At 72.1% G+C, this 15916-nt stretch carries 16 protein-coding genes; 8 read left to right on the top strand and 8 right to left on the bottom strand.

What is annotated here, in order from left to right:
• Positions 1-102 precede the first annotated feature (102 nt).
• Positions 103-543 (bottom strand): class F sortase, encoded by a 441-nt coding sequence (locus tag ACIPVB_RS14530; RefSeq protein ID WP_400369805.1) that lies wholly within the window; start codon positions 541-543, stop codon positions 103-105.
• Positions 544-731: 188 nt separating this feature from the next.
• Complete coding sequence (locus ACIPVB_RS14525; RefSeq protein ID WP_400369803.1) at positions 732-1439, bottom strand: CHRD domain-containing protein; 708 nt, start codon at positions 1437-1439, stop codon at positions 732-734.
• A gap of 209 nt (positions 1440-1648) precedes the next feature.
• On the opposite strand from ACIPVB_RS14525, the gene ACIPVB_RS14520 reads away from it, so the two are divergent.
• A complete protein-coding gene (locus tag ACIPVB_RS14520) occupies positions 1649-2176 on the top strand; it encodes a sigma-70 family RNA polymerase sigma factor (protein WP_400369802.1) in 528 nt (175 codons plus the stop codon).
• Positions 2160-2876 carry a hypothetical protein gene (locus ACIPVB_RS14515; protein WP_400369801.1) on the top strand — a complete coding sequence of 239 codons (717 nt, stop codon included), beginning with the start codon at positions 2160-2162 and terminating at the stop codon, positions 2874-2876. The genes ACIPVB_RS14520 and ACIPVB_RS14515 overlap by 17 nt, the downstream gene beginning before the upstream one ends.
• A gap of 19 nt (positions 2877-2895) precedes the next feature.
• Here the strand turns inward: ACIPVB_RS14515 and ACIPVB_RS14510 are convergent, their stop codons facing one another.
• A complete protein-coding gene (locus tag ACIPVB_RS14510; protein WP_400369799.1) occupies positions 2896-4212 on the bottom strand; it encodes a D-alanyl-D-alanine carboxypeptidase in 1317 nt (438 codons plus the stop codon).
• A gap of 173 nt (positions 4213-4385) precedes the next feature.
• Between ACIPVB_RS14510 and ACIPVB_RS14505 the strand changes: the two genes are divergently transcribed.
• Positions 4386-4556, top strand: a complete 171-nt coding sequence (locus ACIPVB_RS14505) for a CsbD family protein (protein ID WP_116538591.1) — start codon at positions 4386-4388, stop codon at positions 4554-4556.
• Positions 4557-4657: 101 nt separating this feature from the next.
• A complete protein-coding gene (locus ACIPVB_RS14500) occupies positions 4658-5626 on the top strand; it encodes an aldose 1-epimerase family protein (RefSeq protein ID WP_400369797.1) in 969 nt (322 codons plus the stop codon).
• Positions 5627-5677: 51 nt separating this feature from the next.
• On the opposite strand, the gene ACIPVB_RS14495 is transcribed toward ACIPVB_RS14500, so the two are convergent.
• Positions 5678-6088 (bottom strand): glucose-6-phosphate dehydrogenase, encoded by a 411-nt coding sequence (locus tag ACIPVB_RS14495; protein WP_400369795.1) that lies wholly within the window; start codon positions 6086-6088, stop codon positions 5678-5680.
• A gap of 171 nt (positions 6089-6259) precedes the next feature.
• Between ACIPVB_RS14495 and ACIPVB_RS14490 the strand changes: the two genes are divergently transcribed.
• Complete coding sequence (locus ACIPVB_RS14490) at positions 6260-7654, top strand: SPFH domain-containing protein (RefSeq protein ID WP_400369793.1); 1395 nt, start codon at positions 6260-6262, stop codon at positions 7652-7654.
• A gap of 10 nt (positions 7655-7664) precedes the next feature.
• Complete coding sequence (locus ACIPVB_RS14485; protein WP_400369792.1) at positions 7665-8483, top strand: DNA-formamidopyrimidine glycosylase family protein; 819 nt, start codon at positions 7665-7667, stop codon at positions 8481-8483.
• A 161-nt stretch (positions 8484-8644) separates the two neighbouring features.
• Here ACIPVB_RS14485 and ACIPVB_RS14480 read toward each other — a convergent pair whose 3' ends face one another.
• Positions 8645-9193 (bottom strand): type 1 glutamine amidotransferase domain-containing protein, encoded by a 549-nt coding sequence (locus ACIPVB_RS14480; RefSeq protein WP_400369790.1) that lies wholly within the window; start codon positions 9191-9193, stop codon positions 8645-8647.
• 274 nt (positions 9194-9467) lie between these two features.
• Here ACIPVB_RS14480 and ACIPVB_RS14475 point away from each other — a divergent pair, with 274 nt between their 5' ends.
• On the top strand, positions 9468-9605 hold the full coding sequence (locus ACIPVB_RS14475; RefSeq protein WP_400369789.1) for a hypothetical protein: 138 nt from the start codon (positions 9468-9470) through the stop codon (positions 9603-9605).
• Positions 9606-9745: 140 nt separating this feature from the next.
• On the opposite strand, the gene ACIPVB_RS14470 is transcribed toward ACIPVB_RS14475, so the two are convergent.
• Complete coding sequence (locus ACIPVB_RS14470; RefSeq protein ID WP_400369787.1) at positions 9746-11239, bottom strand: MDR family MFS transporter; 1494 nt, start codon at positions 11237-11239, stop codon at positions 9746-9748.
• 188 nt (positions 11240-11427) lie between these two features.
• On the opposite strand from ACIPVB_RS14470, the gene ACIPVB_RS14465 reads away from it, so the two are divergent.
• Complete coding sequence (locus ACIPVB_RS14465) at positions 11428-13371, top strand: ABC transporter ATP-binding protein (RefSeq protein ID WP_400369786.1); 1944 nt, start codon at positions 11428-11430, stop codon at positions 13369-13371.
• Positions 13372-13923: 552 nt separating this feature from the next.
• On the opposite strand, the gene ACIPVB_RS14460 is transcribed toward ACIPVB_RS14465, so the two are convergent.
• Both ACIPVB_RS14460 and ACIPVB_RS14455 read right to left on the bottom strand, forming a co-directional pair.
• A complete protein-coding gene (locus ACIPVB_RS14460) occupies positions 13924-14820 on the bottom strand; it encodes a glycosyltransferase family 2 protein (RefSeq protein WP_400369784.1) in 897 nt (298 codons plus the stop codon).
• On the bottom strand, positions 14817-15887 hold the full coding sequence (locus ACIPVB_RS14455) for a cysteine desulfurase family protein (protein WP_400369876.1): 1071 nt from the start codon (positions 15885-15887) through the stop codon (positions 14817-14819). Before ACIPVB_RS14455 ends, ACIPVB_RS14460 begins: the two co-directional genes overlap by 4 nt.
• Positions 15888-15916: the final 29 nt, after the last annotated feature.

Raw genomic sequence — 15916 nt, 5'->3', positions numbered from 1 at the left:
CGCCCGCCGCACCGGTCGACGCCGTACCTTCGCACGCTCGCGTCGCTCGGAGCGCGGGGGAGGGCCCTCGCTGCCCGAAGGGACGCGAGTCCGGCCCCGCGGTCACACGCGTTCCGCGAAGACCACCCGATTGTCGAGGTACGACCCCGCATCGCGGTCGAACACCCCGCCGCAGGTGATGACGCGCAGTTCGTCGCGCGCCGTCGCCCCGAACACCCGGGCGGTGGGGAACTGCGCCTTCGGATAATCCGCGGTCTCGACGACCCGGTAGGTGTGCACCGAGCCGTCCGCACCGTGCACCTCCACGACATCACCCGCCTGCACCTCCCGCAGGCGCTGGAAGACGGCGGGGCCCGTGGGCGAGTCCACGTGCGCGGCGATCACCGTGGGCCCCGTCCCCCCAGGGCGCCCGCCCCCGGTGAACCACCCCACCTCGGCGTAGTCCTCGGGGACCTCCATCGATCCGTCCGCAGCCAGCCCCAGGTCGATCAGCGGTTCGTCGAGATCCATGGCCGGGATGACGACACGGGTGGGAGTGGTCACCGTCGCGGCGGGCGGTGACGGCAGGGACGGAGGGGGAGGAGTGGATGCCGACGGACTCGCGCTCACCGCGGGCGGCGCCGCGACGGGTGCGCTCGCGCAGCCGCCGCACACCAACACCGCCGCGAGCGCGAGACCGCCCGCGGCGCGCGACGCACCCCCGCCGCCGAGAGCGCGCCGCGCGCCGGTCGTCATCGGGCGTCGACCGACTGACGGCGGCGGAGCAGGACCGCCCCCGCGGCCAGCGCACCGATACCGCCGATCGCCGCCGCGACGGCACCGGGGTGGACGCCGGCATCGGCCGAGCCGCCGGCGCCGGTGTCGACGCCACCCACCGGGATGGCGGAGAGCTGGCCGCGCACGACGCCCGCGGGCGAGGTGGTGGTGTGGGAGTCACCGGTGAACCCGGCGGGGTTGGCCTCGATCTGCGCGAGCGAGAACCCGTCGCCGGTGTCGGCACCGTTGGCCTGGACCCCCGTGGTGAAGGGCCCCTGCAGGCAGCCGGAGGACGTGCGCGGTCCGTCACCCACCGGGGCGGGGTTCGGGAACGCGATGCGCGGCGGGCCGGGCTTGCCGACCGCGGCCTCGTGGATGTGCGTCGCCGTCTTGGCCGGGCTCTGGTAGTCGCCCGATACGCCCTCGAGGCGGATGTCGTAGCAGATGATCTCCTGCTCCGAGTTGATGCGGAAGGTGAACGTGCCCGTCGCGCCGCTCTGGCCGGGGGTGGCGACGCCGTCGTTGTTGATCACCTGGTCGGGGGTCGCCATGACCGTGAACGCGCTCGTGAACTCGCTCGGTTCGGCGACCTCGGTCTCGGCGTGAGCGGGTGCCGCGAAGGCCAGCAGGGCGACGCCCGCCACGGCGCCGATCGTCAGTGGGCGGGTGTACGTCTTCGTCATCGTCATGCCTTTCGATCGGGACCGTCGTGGTCCGGTTGCGGGGGTGTACGTCGACGCGCCCTCCCGCGTTCATCGGATCGCGAGAATGTCGATGAACGATCCGGCGGGGGCGGTCGTATCCCCTCCTGAGGCGGCGCAGACGATGCGCGTTAGCCTCGGAGAGGACGGCATCGATGAACCGGATCGCCGCAGACCGCGAGGAGACGCGTATGCCCGTGTCGTCTCGACGTCCGCCGGAGTTCGACGTGCACCGCGCCTTCCGCGACCACGGCAGCGCATTGCTCGGCTACACCGTCAACGCCTTGCGCGACCGCCCGCTCGCCGAGGACTGCGTCCAGGAGACGTTCCTGCGCGCGTGGCGCTCGCGCGAGCGGTTCGACCCCGGGCACGCGTCCGAGCGCACGTGGCTGTTCGCCATCGCCCGCAATGTCATCGTCGACGCGCTGCGCGCTCGCGCCCGGCTCCCGCTCATCGGCGACGACGCCGAACTGCACAGTCGCACCTCCGACGCGATCGATCCGCTCGAGCGTCTGCAGATGCTCGAGGCGCTGTCGCACCTGAGCGAAGCCCACCGCACGGCGGTCGTCTCGGTGCATCTGCACGGTCGTTCCTACCAGGACCTCTCGGATGCCACGGGCATCCCCGTCTCGACCTGGCGCACCCGCACGTTCCACGCGCTGCGCGCCCTCCGTACGCACCTCGAAGAAATGGAGGAGCCCGATGCGAACTCCCGATGACCGCTGGGCCGAGCTCTGCGCCGCAGCCCTCGCCGGAGAGCTCTCGCCCGCAGAGACCGCCGAGTTCGATGAGCTCCGGCGCGACCCCCGTCGCGCCGAGGAGTACGAGGGTCTGCGCGGGATCACCGCGCGGCTGCGCCAGGGGGATCTGGCCTGGACCCCGCCGCGCGACGACTCCGACCTCGAGGCGAGGATCGCGGCATCCATCGCCCGTGCCGACTCGGAGGCGGCCACGGGGGTCCCCCGTGCGATCGAGCCGGCGGCGCGCCCGAGAAGACGGCGGTGGCTCCTGCCGACCGTGGCCGCGGCGTGCCTCGTCGGGGGACTGGTGATCGGCGTGAACGGCCCCGCCCTCGTGCAGCCCTCGGCTCCCGTGGGGCCTCCCGGCACCCTGGGGGCTCTCGAGCCCCTCGCGGTCACGGACGACGATGCCGGGATCGACGTGGACGCGCAGCTCGTCGCACACACCTGGGGGACCGAGGCCTACCTCGAAGCGACGGGCTTGAACGTGGGCGCGACCTACGAGCTCGTCTTCGTGGGCGTCGACGGCACCGAGTTCCCGGCGGGCGAGGTTCTGGGGTCGGAGGTGCCGATCGTCTGCCGGATGAACGCGGCGGTGCCGCGCTCCGAGACCGTCCGCCTCGAGCTGCGCGACACGCAGCGATCCGTCGTCGCCCACGCCGATCTGCCGGCCGTGTGACCGGTGCGGGCGATCGGGGTCAGCCCAGCTCGCCCGGGTGGGTCAGCCGCCACCACAGGCTCGGCTCGTCGATTGCGCCCGAGATCTTCACGTCGGAGGTGGCCGACCGCTCGCCGGCGGTCCACGTCAGGCGCCCCACGACCTCGCCCTCGGTGTACGTCTGCGGCGGCGAGGTGTCGAGCACGACCGACACGGGCGTGTCCGACCACGTCCGCAACGTCGCGCCCCGGCTCAGCACCAGTGCGGCCTGCGAGCCCCACGCGGTCGTGATCTCTCCGATCTCGTCGCCGACGGTGCCGACGGGGAGATCGTGGAACCCGTCCTTCAGCGTCTGCAGCATGCGGACGACGTCGGCATCCGTGCTGTCGTGGGTCTCACCGCCCAGGCGCACACCCACGATCTGCAGGGGGGAGCCGATACCGACGTCGAGCGTCGAGGTGAACAGCAGGTTGAAGGTGCCGTCGCCGAGGTTGCCGGTCTTCAGGCCCGAGATCCCGAGCGTTCCGAGCAGACCGTTCGTGTTCGTCACGGTTCCCGCCCCGTCGACGCGGACCGAGCGCGTGTCGGCCAGGGCCGCGATCGTCGGGTTCGCGGCGGCCAAGCGGCCGAGCGTCAACAGATCGCCGGCGGTGCTGGTGTTGCGGTCGTCGATGCCCGTGGCATCCACGATGCGGGTGTTCTCGAGTCCGTTCGCGCTCAACCACGAGCGCGCGGCCCGCACGAACGCGTCCTCGGATCCGAAGCCCCACCGGGCGACCGCGACGGCGTAGTTCGCCGACGACGGCAAGAGCATCGTCGCGAGGGAGTCGTGCAACGACAGCCGCAGCCCGTCCGGCATGCGCGAGATGACCGCCCCGCGCACGTAGAACTGGTCGTAGAGGTCGGTGTCGGCCTCGGTGAACGCGATCGTCGGACCGGGGTCGGTGGCGCTGTCGAGCGGGTGGGCGTCGAGGACGACGAGAGCCGTGATGAGCTTCGTGATGCTCGCCATGGGCAGGGCCGATCCGTCGCCGCTTGCGGCGAGCACGCCGTTGCCGTCGGTGTTCAAGAACCCCTCGCCGCCCGAGACGGCGAGGACGGATTGGCCCGTGCCGGGCATCGACACCGCCGCGGCCGGTCCGGGAGCGACGCCCGGCGCCTGCGCCACGACGGTCGGAGCCGGAAGCGACGCGGCCGACGCCCACCACACGTATCCGCCGGCGGCGGCCAGCGTCGCCAGCACGACGCCGAGGAACACCAGCAGGGCGATGCGTCCCGCCCGGCCGTCCGAGCGGGGTGCCCCGGGGGCGTCGTTGAGCAGATCCGCAAAATCGCCGAGCGTGTCCGGGGCCGTCACGGCGTCGCCCCGGCATGGCACATCACAGCGTTCCCCCCGCGCATGATTCGAACCTAACCCCTGCGGGTGCCTCACCACGAGCGCAATTTCAAGCCCCCCGGCATCCTGAAGCTCCCGACCTAACGTGGTCGCCAATCGGGAGATACCCGAAGACCACACGGGAGGAGCCGACCATGGGACTCGACGACAAGATCAAGAACGCCGCTGAGAACATCGCTGGCAAGGCGAAGGAAGCTGCGGGCAAGGCGACGAACAACGAGCGCCTCGAAGCAGAGGGACAGGCCGATCAGACCAAGGCCCACACCAAGCAGGCTGGCGAGAACGTCAAGGACGCCTTCAAGTAAGTCGCCCTCCCCGAATGCCCCGATCCCCAGGGTCGGGGCATTCGTCGTTCTGCTTGCCGACACGGCCGAAGCGGTGCGCCGGCACCCGCGATAATGACGACATGACCGCTGCCGTTCCCACCGAGACCCCCACGCTCGTCTCGGGCACCCCCGTCGTCCTCCGCGCCCACGGCTACGAAGCCGCCATCGCGAGCGTCGGCGCCTCTCTGCGCTCCCTGACCTTCGAGGGCCGGGACCTCGTCGTCCCCTTCGCCGCGGACGAGCTGCGGCCGGCGTACCGCGGCACGACGCTCGCCCCGTGGCCCAACCGCATCGTCGACGGCATCCACCGCTTCGACGGGATCGAACACCGGCTCGCCCTCACCGAACCGGAGCGCGGGCACGCCTTGCACGGGCTGCTGTCGTGGATCGACTGGAACGTCGGCGAGGTCTCGGACGACGAGGTCACCCTGGTCGCGACCGTGACGGCGCAGGCCGGGTACCCGTGGTGGCTCGTCGTCTCGACCACGTTCCGACTGGATGCCGACGGCCTCACGCAGACGGTCCGGGCGACCAACCTGTCCGACACGCCCGCGCCGTGGGGGACCGGCCCGCACCCGTACCTGGTCGCCGGCCCCGGCGCGCTCGACGAGTGGAGCCTGACGCTGCCCGCCGAGACGGTGCTCGAGGTGACGCCCGACCGTCTGTCGCCGGTGGGGCTGGCATCCGTCGCCTCCGACGCCGAGCGCTTCGACTTCCGCGATCAGCGCGTGCTCGGCGAGGTCGAGATCGATCACGCGTACACGGGCCTGGTCCGGGATGCCGACGCCCGTGCGACCGTGACCGTCACCGACCCCGCCGGGACGGGGGTGGCCATGAGCTGGGGTGCGGAGTGCGCATGGGTGCAGATCCACACGGCCGACCTGCCCGCCGGCCCCGGGACGCCCGGACATCGCGCCGGACTCGCGGTGGAGCCGATGACCTGCGCCCCCGACGCCTTCAACGACGACGCCTACGACTTCGACACCGGCGTGGTCTCTCTGGACCCGGGGGCCTCGCACCAGGCCGGCTGGACGATCACGGCCCGGTGAGACGACGAACCGCCCCGGACGCATCCGGGGCGGTTCGTCTCTCGGGCGACCTCAGACGACCTGTGCGCCGCACATGCCGCAGTCCCCGCCTGCCGAGACCTCGACGAAGCAGTCGGGGCACATCGCCCGCGTCGGGCGATCGGTGATCGGCGTCGGTTTGGGGCTCGTGCTGCGGCGTTCGGGTTTGGGGGTGACGGCACGCGCTCGACGCTGCTCGATGGTCGGGGCCGGCGGGGGCGGGGGAGCGGCCGGCTTGTGCAGCTCGCAGTAGAAGCGGACGAAGCCGCCGTGGTGCTTGGGGTGGCGGTGCTTCACCGCCCACAGTTCGGTGCGCTCGTACAGCGGGCCGTCGGCACCGCAGGCCACGCAGCGCGTGGCCTCGCCGGGCACGACGTCGGCGACGAGCACAGGGGCGTCGAAGCGGATGGCGTCGCGCCAATCCTGCGACGAGACGATCTTCATGGGGGACCCTTCTTCGGCGGTTCGGGCCGCCTCACCCTCAACGGTACGCTCCTCCCCACCCCGGCGGGACCGGTGATCGTGCGTGGAACGGCTGGACACCGCCCGCGGGGCGCCGGATAGGTTGGGAGGAATTCCCCGTGCCGCGCGAGCGGCACCCGTCGAAGGAGAAGCATGGAACTCGCCGCTCTCGGAGCCGTCGGCTTGATCGCCGTCATCGTCGTGGTCGTCGCCGTCGTCGTGATCCTGGTCCTCGCGCTGGTCGTGCGCGGGTGGTATCGCGTCGCCAAGGCGGACGAAGCGCTGGTGATCGTCGGTAAGCGGCAGAAGGGGGCGGACGGAGAGTCCTCGCGCATCACGGTCATCACCGGCGGCGGCGCGATCGTCAACCCGCTCACTCAGCGCGGCGAGATGATCTCGCTGCGGGCGCGTCAGATCAAGATGGAGCCCACCGCGCAGTCGTCCAACGGCGTCACGGTCAACGTCAGCGGAGTGGCCCTGGTCAAGATCGGATCCGACCCCGAATCGGTGCGCCGTGCGGCGGAGCGCTTCGCCTCGCAGGACAAAGCCATCGAGCAGTTCACCACCGAGCAGCTCGAGGGCGCACTGCGCGGCGTGGTGGCGACGCTGACGGTCGAGGAGCTCATGCGCGACCGGCAGCGCCTGTCGGACCAGATCGCCGAGGGCATCAAGTTCGATCTGTCGTCGCAGGGCCTCATCCTCGATTCGTTCCAGATCCAGGGCGTCACCGACGGCAACGGCTATATCGCCGCCCTCGGCGCCACCGAGGTCGAACGCGTCAAGCGCGAGGCCGAGGTCGCCCGCATCAACGCGGTGCGCGAGATCCGCGCCCGCCAGATCGCCACCGACGAGGCCAACCTCATCGAGCAGACCAAGCTCGACAAGAACAGCGCCGCGGCCAAGGCCGAGGTCGGTCGGGCCAACGCCGAGGCAGAGCAGGCCGAGGCCCTGGCCCGGGCCGAGCGTCGGCAGGCGGTGCTCGAGCAAGAGGCCCAGAACACCCAGGCGCGCCTGGAGTCCGAGGTCAACCGCGTCGCCGATGCCGACCTGTATCAGCGTCAGAAGAACGCCGACGCCGACTCGTACGCGCAGATCAAGGCCGCCCAGGCGCGTGCCCAGATCGCCGAGCAAGAGGCATCGGCCGTGCGCGTGCGGGCCGAGGCCGACGCGGAGTCGGTGCGCCTGGCGGGTCAGGCCCGCGCCGAGGCGATCCGCGCCGAAGCCGAGGCGCTGTCGCAGAACCAGGAGGCGCTGCTCGCACAGCGCGCGCTCGAGGCGCTCGTGCCGATGATGGCCGAGTTCGCCAAGGGGTACGACCGTGTCGGCAATGTCACGGTGCTGGGCGGACAGGGCGCCAGCGGCCACCTCGCGACCGAGTCCGCGACGGGTCTGCGCTCGTCCTTCGAAGCCGTCAAGGCGGCCACCGGCGTCGACCTGACGCAGATCATCCAGGGGCGCGCCGTCGCCGAAGCGTTCGCCGAGACGGCACGCCGTGAGCCCGCGGGCGGCACGGAATCGTCGACGCCATCGCCCGAGACCGGCGCCTGACACCCGTTCCATGCCCGAGGCACCCGAGGTCGAAGCGCTCGCGCACTTCTTGCGCGAGCGCCTGACCGGGCAGAGGGTCACCGGCGTCGAACTCGTCGAGGGCCGCGCCCTGAAGACCCGCGCGCGTCCGCTCGATACGGTGCGCGGGCGTGCGCTGACGGCGGTGCACAGGTTCGGCAAGCACCTCGACCTCGACCTCGACGGGGCGCACCTCTCGGTCGGCTTCGGTCGGGCCGGATGGGCGACCTGGGACGAGGACGGCGACCCGGGCCAGGGGGCGGCGGCCGCGACGGCGGCGGTGATCGCTCGGATCGAGTTCGACCGCGGCGTCCTGGGCATCACGGATGCCGGCGACTGGCTGTCGGTGCAGCTGCACGTGGTCGACGAACCGGACGAGGTGGCCGCGGTCGCCAAGCTGGGACCGGATGCCGCCGACCCGGTGTTCTCGCGCGAGATGCTGGCCGCGGCGCTCGGCACGCGCCGCAAGCAGCTCAAGGCGCTGCTGCAGGAGCAGGAGAGCCTCGCCGGGATCGGCAACGCCTACTCGGACGAGATCCTGTTCGCCGCGCGGCTGAATCCCGTCGCGCACGCGGCCGCGCTCTCCGAAGACGAGGTCACGCGGCTGTGGACCGCATTGCACGAGGTGCTGGGCGACGCCGTCCGCGCACGCCGCGGCGTGCCCATCGCCCAGCAGAAGGAGGCGAAGGTCGCCGCGATGCGGGTGCACGGCCGAACGGGCGAGCCATGCCCGGGATGCGGCGGGGTGGTCGAGGACATTCCCGGCACCAAGGGCGGTGGGCAGTGGTGCCCGTCGTGCCAGGGCGGCTGAGGCGCCGGTTCTGCACATCCGGCGCCGAGGTTCGACGATGCGCACATCCTCCGTCGATCGGCCCACGGCGCGGCCGAGGTCGTGCACAACACGCCGGTGAGGACGGCCCGATCGCACGCGAGAGGCCCCGGACCGCGGTCCGGGGCCTCTCGAGAGGACGCTCAGGCGGTCTGGCCGGAGTGCGCGCCCTCGGAGACCTCTTCGACGAGCTTCGCGTTGAACGCGGGCAGGTCGTCGGGGTTGCGGCTCGAGACGAGACCCTGGTCGACGTGGACCTCTTCGTCGACCCAGGTGGCGCCGGCGTTGCGCAGATCGGTCTGCAACGTCGGGTAGCTCGTCAGGGTGCGGCCCTTGAGCACGTCGGCCTCGGTCAGGATCCACCCTCCGTGGCAGATGACGGCGACCGGCTTGTGCTGGTCGAAGAAGTCGCGCGCGAACGACACGGCATCCTTCACGATGCGGATGTCGTCGGCGTTCTGCACGCCGCCGGGCAGCACGAGAGCGTCGAAGTCACCGGCCGAGGCGCCGGACACGTCGAGGTCGACCTTCTGCTCGTGCCCGTTCTCGCCGGTGATGCTGCCCTCGGACGGCGAGACCAGAACGGCCTCGGCGCCGGCGGAGGTCACGGCTTCCCACGGGCTGGTGAGTTCACTGTCTTCGAAACCATCGGTGGCCAGGAACGCGATGCGCTTGCCGCTGAGATCGGTCATGAGTACGCCTCTCTTCGTTGGGGGTGGGTCCACTCCACGCTAGGAACGCGGCCCTCGTCACGATCGGGGGTTGCGGATGCCGTGCCCCGGGGTTATCGCGTGTCGGCGGCGTGGCCGCGCGGCGCCGGGGCGCGACGCCGCGCGCTCTCCGGCCCCGCCCGCGCCCGCTCCGGCTTCCGCCCGCGCGCTCTCCGGCCCCCGCCCGCGCCCGCTCCGGCTTCCGCCCGCGCGCTCTCCGGCCCCCGCCCGCGCCCGCGGGCGTAGCATGGTCCGCATGTCCGGACACCCCACGACCGACGCCGAGGCGGCCACCACGCCCCTCATCCCCCTGCTGAACACGCCCGCCGTCGACGCCGACGACGACAGCCGCCCCGCGTCGCAATGCTGCGGCGGCGGGAGCTGTTCGCTCTGACCGGGCGTCGACCCCCGGCGCAAGTGCGATAGGGCCCGCACGAAGGGTGCGGGGCACGTGCATCCTCCGGCGTCGCGCCGGGACGGGCGCGGGCCTCGCGTGGGATGAGCGCGGGCCTCGCGCTCACCCCACGCGGCACCTCAGTGCGCCGCGACGGGCGCACTGCCTTCTTCGGACTCCTCGAGCTTGCGCACGAAGCACGCGAGGACGACCGCTGCCGTCGCGATGACGGCTCCGACGAGGAACGAAGCGTGGACACCCTCGGCGATCGCGGCCGCCGGATCTGCGCCGCCGCTGGCGGCGGCACTCGAGAACACCGTCATGATGGCGACGAACCCCGCCGTTCCCGCGGCGCCGGCGACCTGCTGGGCGGTGCCGACCACGGCGCTGCCGTGCGAGTAGAGCCGACGGGGGAGCGAACCGAGCGCCGAAGTCATCAGCGGGGTGAAGACGAGGCCCAGCCCGAGGTTGAGGGCGAGGTAGACCGTCACGATCCACCAGACGGGCGTGCTCTGGCCGAACGTCAGCGCCATGGTCCACAGCACGCCGGCGGCGATCACCATGCCCGGGATGACCAGGGGCGTCGGCCCGAAGCGGTCGAACAGGCGCCCGACGATCGGCGCCATCACGCCCATCAGCACACCGCCCGGCAGCAGCATGAGGCCGACGGTGAGGCTGCTGAGGCCGAGCGCCTGCTGCAGGAAGATCGGCAGCAGGATCAACGAGCCGAAGAGCGCCGCCATCACGATCGCGACCAGGGGGACCGCGAGGCGGAACGACGTGCTGCGGAACACGCGCAGGTCGAGCAGGGCGGAGTCCGCGCGCTGCAGGCGCACCTGACGGAGCACGAACGCGGTGACGAACACGGCGCCGACGGCGAGGGGGATCCACACCGGCACCGACGCGTGGCCCGAGGCCGACTCGCCGATCGCGCTGAGACCGAACACGAGGCCGCCGAACCCGAGCGCCGACAGCACCACGGACAGCTTGTCGAAGCGTGCGTCGGGGCGGGTCTCGGTGACGTTGCGGACCCAGCGCGCGCCGAGAGCGATGGACACGAGCGCGATCGGCAGGATGAGCCAGAAGATCGCGTGCCAGCTGAGGACCGAGAGGATGAGTCCGGACACCGTCGGGCCGACGGCCGGCGCCACGGCGATGACGATGGTGACCACACCCATGACGCGGCCGCGCTTGTTGGCGGGGACCAGGTTGAGCACGGTCGTGAAGAGCAGGGGCATCATCACGCCGGTGCCCATCGCCTGGATGATGCGGCCCGCGAGCAGGACCCCGAACGCCGGGGCGATCGCGGCGATGAGGGTGCCCACCGCGAAGACGCCCATCGCGGCGAAGAAGACGACGCGGATGGGGAATCTCTCGAGCAGGAAGCCCGTGAGGGGGATGACGACGGCCATCGTCAGCAGGAACGCCGACGTGAGCCACTGACCGGTGGCGGCCGTCACTCCGAAGTCCGCCATGATCGCCGGCAGGGCGACCGACATGGTGGTCTCGTTCAAAATGACGACGAACGCGGCCACGACGAGCAGCGCGATGACGGGGCCGGGGCGGTGCGACGACGCCGGGGGAGCGGACGGGGTGCTCGGTCGAGCGACGGGGATGGTGCCGGTGGCGGCCATGACGAGGTCCTTATCGTGCGGGGGGCTTCGGTGGTGCCGCGGAGGCGACTGCGAGGGAGACAACGGTGCGCATTCCCGGGGTATTCCATCATCGAGATGAGAAACTCCGAGCCGGTCCGAGCGTAGCGGGGGCCTGCGACATCGCCGGGTCGACGCCGGTGTCGGTGGGCGGACGTAGGCTGACCCGCATGAGCATGCACGGTGGTGGCGGGAGTCTGTTCCGCGGTGTGGATGCCGACATGCAGCGACGACGCAACGCGCAAGCGCCGCGTGTGCCCGACCTCTGGCATCGGGTCGCCGAGCTGTTCCGGCCCTATCGCTGGCGGATCGCCTTCACAGCCCTGCTGGTGGTCATCGGGGCGGCAGTCGCCGTCATTCCACCGCTCCTCGTGCAGCGCATCTTCGACGACGCGCTCTTCCCCACCGACGGCTCGAGCCCCGACCTCGAGCTGCTGGCGATGCTCGTGAGCGTCATGATCGGCCTGTTCCTGGTGTCGGCCGGTCTCAATGTCGGGCAGACGTGGCTGACGGCCACGGTCGGGAACCGCGTCACGGGTGATCTGCGCACCCGGCTCTTCGATCACCTGCAGGCGATGGAGCTCGGTTTCTTCACGCGCACCAAGACGGGCGTCATCCAGTCTCGGCTGCAGAACGACGTCGGCGGAGTGTCGGGGGTGCTGACCAACACGGTCACCAGCATCCTCGGAAACGCGGTGACGGTGGTCGCGTCGCTGGTGGCGATGGTCCTCATCGACTGGCGGTTGACCCTCATCGCCGTCGCCCTCATGCCGTTCCTGATCTTCGTGCAGCGACGCGTGGGGCAGGTGCGCGCCCGCATCGCGGGCGAGACGCAGGAGTCGCTGTCGGAGCTGTCGGCGATCACGCAAGAGACGCTGAGCGTGTCCGGCATCCTGCTCTCGAAGTCCTTCAACCGCCAGCGCACCGAGTCCGCCCGCTTCGACGCCGAGAACGACAACCAGGTGCGGCTCCAGGTGCGACGGGCCATGAGCGGCCAGGGCTTCTTCGCGGTGGTGCAGGTGATCATGTCGAGCGTCCCGGCGGTCATCTATCTCGTCTCGGGCTACCTCATCGGCGGGGGCGCGGGGGCCATCACGGCGGGGACGATCGTGGCGTTCACCACCGTGCAGGCGCGACTGCTCATGCCGCTGATGGGACTCATGCGCGTGGCCCTCGACGTGCAGACGTCGTCGGCGCTGTTCGCCCGCATCTTCGAGTACCTCGATCTGCGCCCCGCGATCGTCGATGCTCCCGACGCGCTCCCCGTCGCCGCAGCGCCCGGGCCGCTCGGGCGGATCGAGTTCCGCGATGTGCGCTTCCGCTACCCCGACGCCCCCGAGCAGGCGCGGCCGACCCTCGACGGAGTCTCCTTCACCGTCGAGCCGGGGCAGCATGTGGCCTTCGTCGGACCGTCGGGTGCGGGCAAGACGACGATCCTCTACCTGACGCCGCGCATGTACGAGGCGACCGGCGGGGCGGTGATGTTCTCGGGCGTCGATGTGCGCGCCCTCGACCGGGCGTCGATCGTCGACGAGATCGGCATCGTGTCGCAGGAGACCTATCTCTTCCACGCCACCGTGCGCGAGAACCTGCGGTACGCCCGCCCGGACGCGACCGACGCCGAGATCGAGGCCGCATGCCGCGCGGCGAACATCCACCACGTCATCGCCGGGTTCGAGAACGGGTACGACACGGTCGTCGGCGAACGCGGTTACCGTCTGTCCGGCGGTGAGAAGCAGCGGATCGCCATCGCGCGGGTGCTGCTGAAGGATCCGCCGGTCCTTCTTCTCGACGAGGCGACGAGCGCGCTGGACACCGTGTCGGAGCGGATCGTCCAAGAGGCCCTCGAGACCGCCTCTCACGGACGGACCACCCTGTCGATCGCGCACCGCCTGTCGACCGTGATCGGCGCTGACCGGATCCACGTGGTCGACGCCGGCCGGATCGTCGAGTCGGGCACGCACAGCGAACTGCTCGCGCGCGGCGGGCTCTACTCCAGCCTCGCCGCCGAGCAGCTGGCCGCGTCGTTCGTGCTGGCCGACGAGCAGCTCGATCGCGCCGGTCTGCGCCCCGAGGCCCTGCCCGCACGGCGCGCCGACGAGGCGCCCGCGTAAACCCCGGCTCTGCCGTGCTCGTGCCGGTCCCCGGCCGCGCCGCGGGCGTCGCGCTGGGTTTCGCCTCGCCGGGTTTGGCCGCGCTCGGTTTGGCTTCGCTCGGTTTGACTTCGCTGGGTTTGGCTTCGCCGGGTTTGGCTTCGCCGGGTTGGCCGCGCCCGGGGCCCGCGTGCACAACGGCGGGGGTCTTCAGTGACACGCCGCGCGGTCGGGGGTATGGGGCGGCGTGTCGGGGCGGGGGCCTGCCGTTGTGCTCGCGGCGCGGCACGGCGCCCGCCGTGCGGCACGGGCGTGCGCCGAGGAGAGCGGGAGTGCGGCGTGCGGCAGCGGCGTGCGGCGCCGGGGTAGGGCGTGGGCCACCAGACCTGCCGTCCGTTGGGGTCTTGTGTGCACGACAGCGGGGAATGTGCGTGACACGCCGTGGGATCGGGGGTGTGGCGCGGCGTGTCGGGGCGCGGACCTGCCCTCGTGCACGGGGCGCGGGGCGTGGGGCACGGGCCCGGGGCGCCCCCGACGCCCCCGCACCGCGCTCGACGCCCCGCGCCCGCTCGCTCAGGCGGGGAGCGTCGCCACGAACGCTTCCAGGGCGATGCGGTATGCCGGATCGGGGTGCGTCTCGGCGATCCGCCGCAGCGGCGGCAGGTCGAGCGTCCGGATCAGCCGCCCGCGTGCGGCCACGGCGGCATCCGCCCCGGCCTCGCGCAGCAGCGCGATGCCCTCGCCGAGCGCGTCGAGATAGTCGCGCAGCACGTCGACCTCGGCGAGGCGCTGCGTGATCGAGCCGCCGTCGCGGCGCTGACGCCACTCGACGAGCACGTCGGGGATCACGTCGAAGTGCCGGGCGAGGGTGTACATGCGCTGCGCGACGACCTGGTCCTCGTAGTAGCGGCCCTCGGGAAAGCGCAGCGCGTGGTCCCGCCAGAAGTCCGTCCGGCTCATCTTCGACCACGCGACGATGTTCCCGGATGCCGCGGGGTGCGCCGCGAGCGTGGTCGCCTCGCGGGCGGGATCGGTGGCGGCGGCGACCCATGGCTGCACGTCGCCGGCGGTGTACCCGGGGCCGTCGGCATCCGGTCGCAGTCGGACGTAGGCGCCCACGACGAAGGCGCTGCCGGTGCGGTCGAGCGTGTCGGCCAAGCGCGAGAGGGCGTCGGGGCGCAGGACGTCGTCGGCGTCGAGGAACGCCGTGTAGGGCGTGTCGACGAGGGCGAGGCCGGTGTTGCGCGCAGCGCCGAGGCCGCGCCGCGTGTCGTGGCGCACCAGGCGGAAGCGCGGGTCGTCCGCTTCGGCCGCGGCGAACAGGCGGGCGGTGTCGTCGGTGGACGCATCGTCGACGAGCACGGCCGTCCACCGGCGGTGCGTCTGCCGGCGGAGCGAGTCGAGTGCCTCGGCGGCGTACGCGGCGACGTCGAAACCGGGGACGATGACGGTGACGTCTGCGGTGCTCACCCGCGCGATCCTACGGCGGTCACGGCGTCGACGACGGCATCCGCCACCGGATCGAGGGATGCCGTGCACGTCCTCGGCAGGGTGAAACGCACCGCGGTGCGCGCCTCGTCGGGATTCATCCCGACCGCGAGCAGGACGTGCGAGGCCTCGTCGCTGCCCGCCGCGCACGCCGATCCGCTCGATGAGACCACCCCGCGCCGCTCCAGCTCGAGCAGCACGGTCTCGCCGTTCGTGCCGGGGAAGACGAAGCTCGCCGTCCCGGGGAGCCGGCGGTCGGGATGACCGGTCAGGCGCGCGCCCGGCACGCGTGCGAGCACCCGGGCGACGAAGGCGGCCGACAGCGCCCCCACCCGCGCGGCGGCCTCGGCGCGCTCGGCTTCGGCGAGGGTCAGGGCCGTGGCGATCGCGACCGCCCCGGCGACGTCGGGGGTGCCCGAGCGGCGGCCGCGCTCCTGCCCGCCGCCGTGCAGCAGCGGCTCGAACGGCAGGCGTCCGCGCACGGCGAGGATGCCGGTGCCCTTGGGGGCGCCGACCTTGTGTCCGGCGATGGTCACGGCATCCGCTCCCGTCCCCGACAGGGGCAGCCACCCGGCGGCCTGCACCGCGTCGAGGTGCAGGGGCACGCCGCGGCCGTGGGCGACGTTGGCGAGGGCCGCGGCATCCTGGATCGTGCCGATCTCGTTGTTGGCGTAGCCGATCGACACGAGCGCGGTGTCTTCGCGCAGACAGGCCGCGAGTGCATCCGGCGTCAGCGTCCCCGTCGCGTCGACGGGCGCGTGCGTGACCGCGACCCCGTGCAGGCGTTCGAGGTAGTCGGCCGAGGCCAGCACCGACTCGTGCTCGATCGCGGTGGTGACGAGGTGTCGCGCGCGCCCTCCGAGCACGATCCCCTTGATCGCGGCGTTGTTGGACTCGGTGCCCCCCGAGGTGAAGATCACGTCGCCCACGCGCATGCCGAGAAGCGAGGCGATGCGCGCGCGGGCGTCGTCGAGGGCGGATGCCGCGGCCTCGCCCACTTCGTGGTGGCTGGAGGGGTTGCCGAACACGCGCGTCAGGTACGGCGCCATCGCCTCGAGCACCTCGGGGCGCACGGGGG

The organism is Microbacterium sp. NPDC090007 (assembly GCF_044748345.1).
GTDB lineage: Bacteria > Actinomycetota > Actinomycetes > Actinomycetales > Microbacteriaceae > Microbacterium.
The sequence above is the reverse complement of the archived record's forward strand: the minus strand, read 5'-3'. Positions and strand labels throughout refer to the sequence as shown.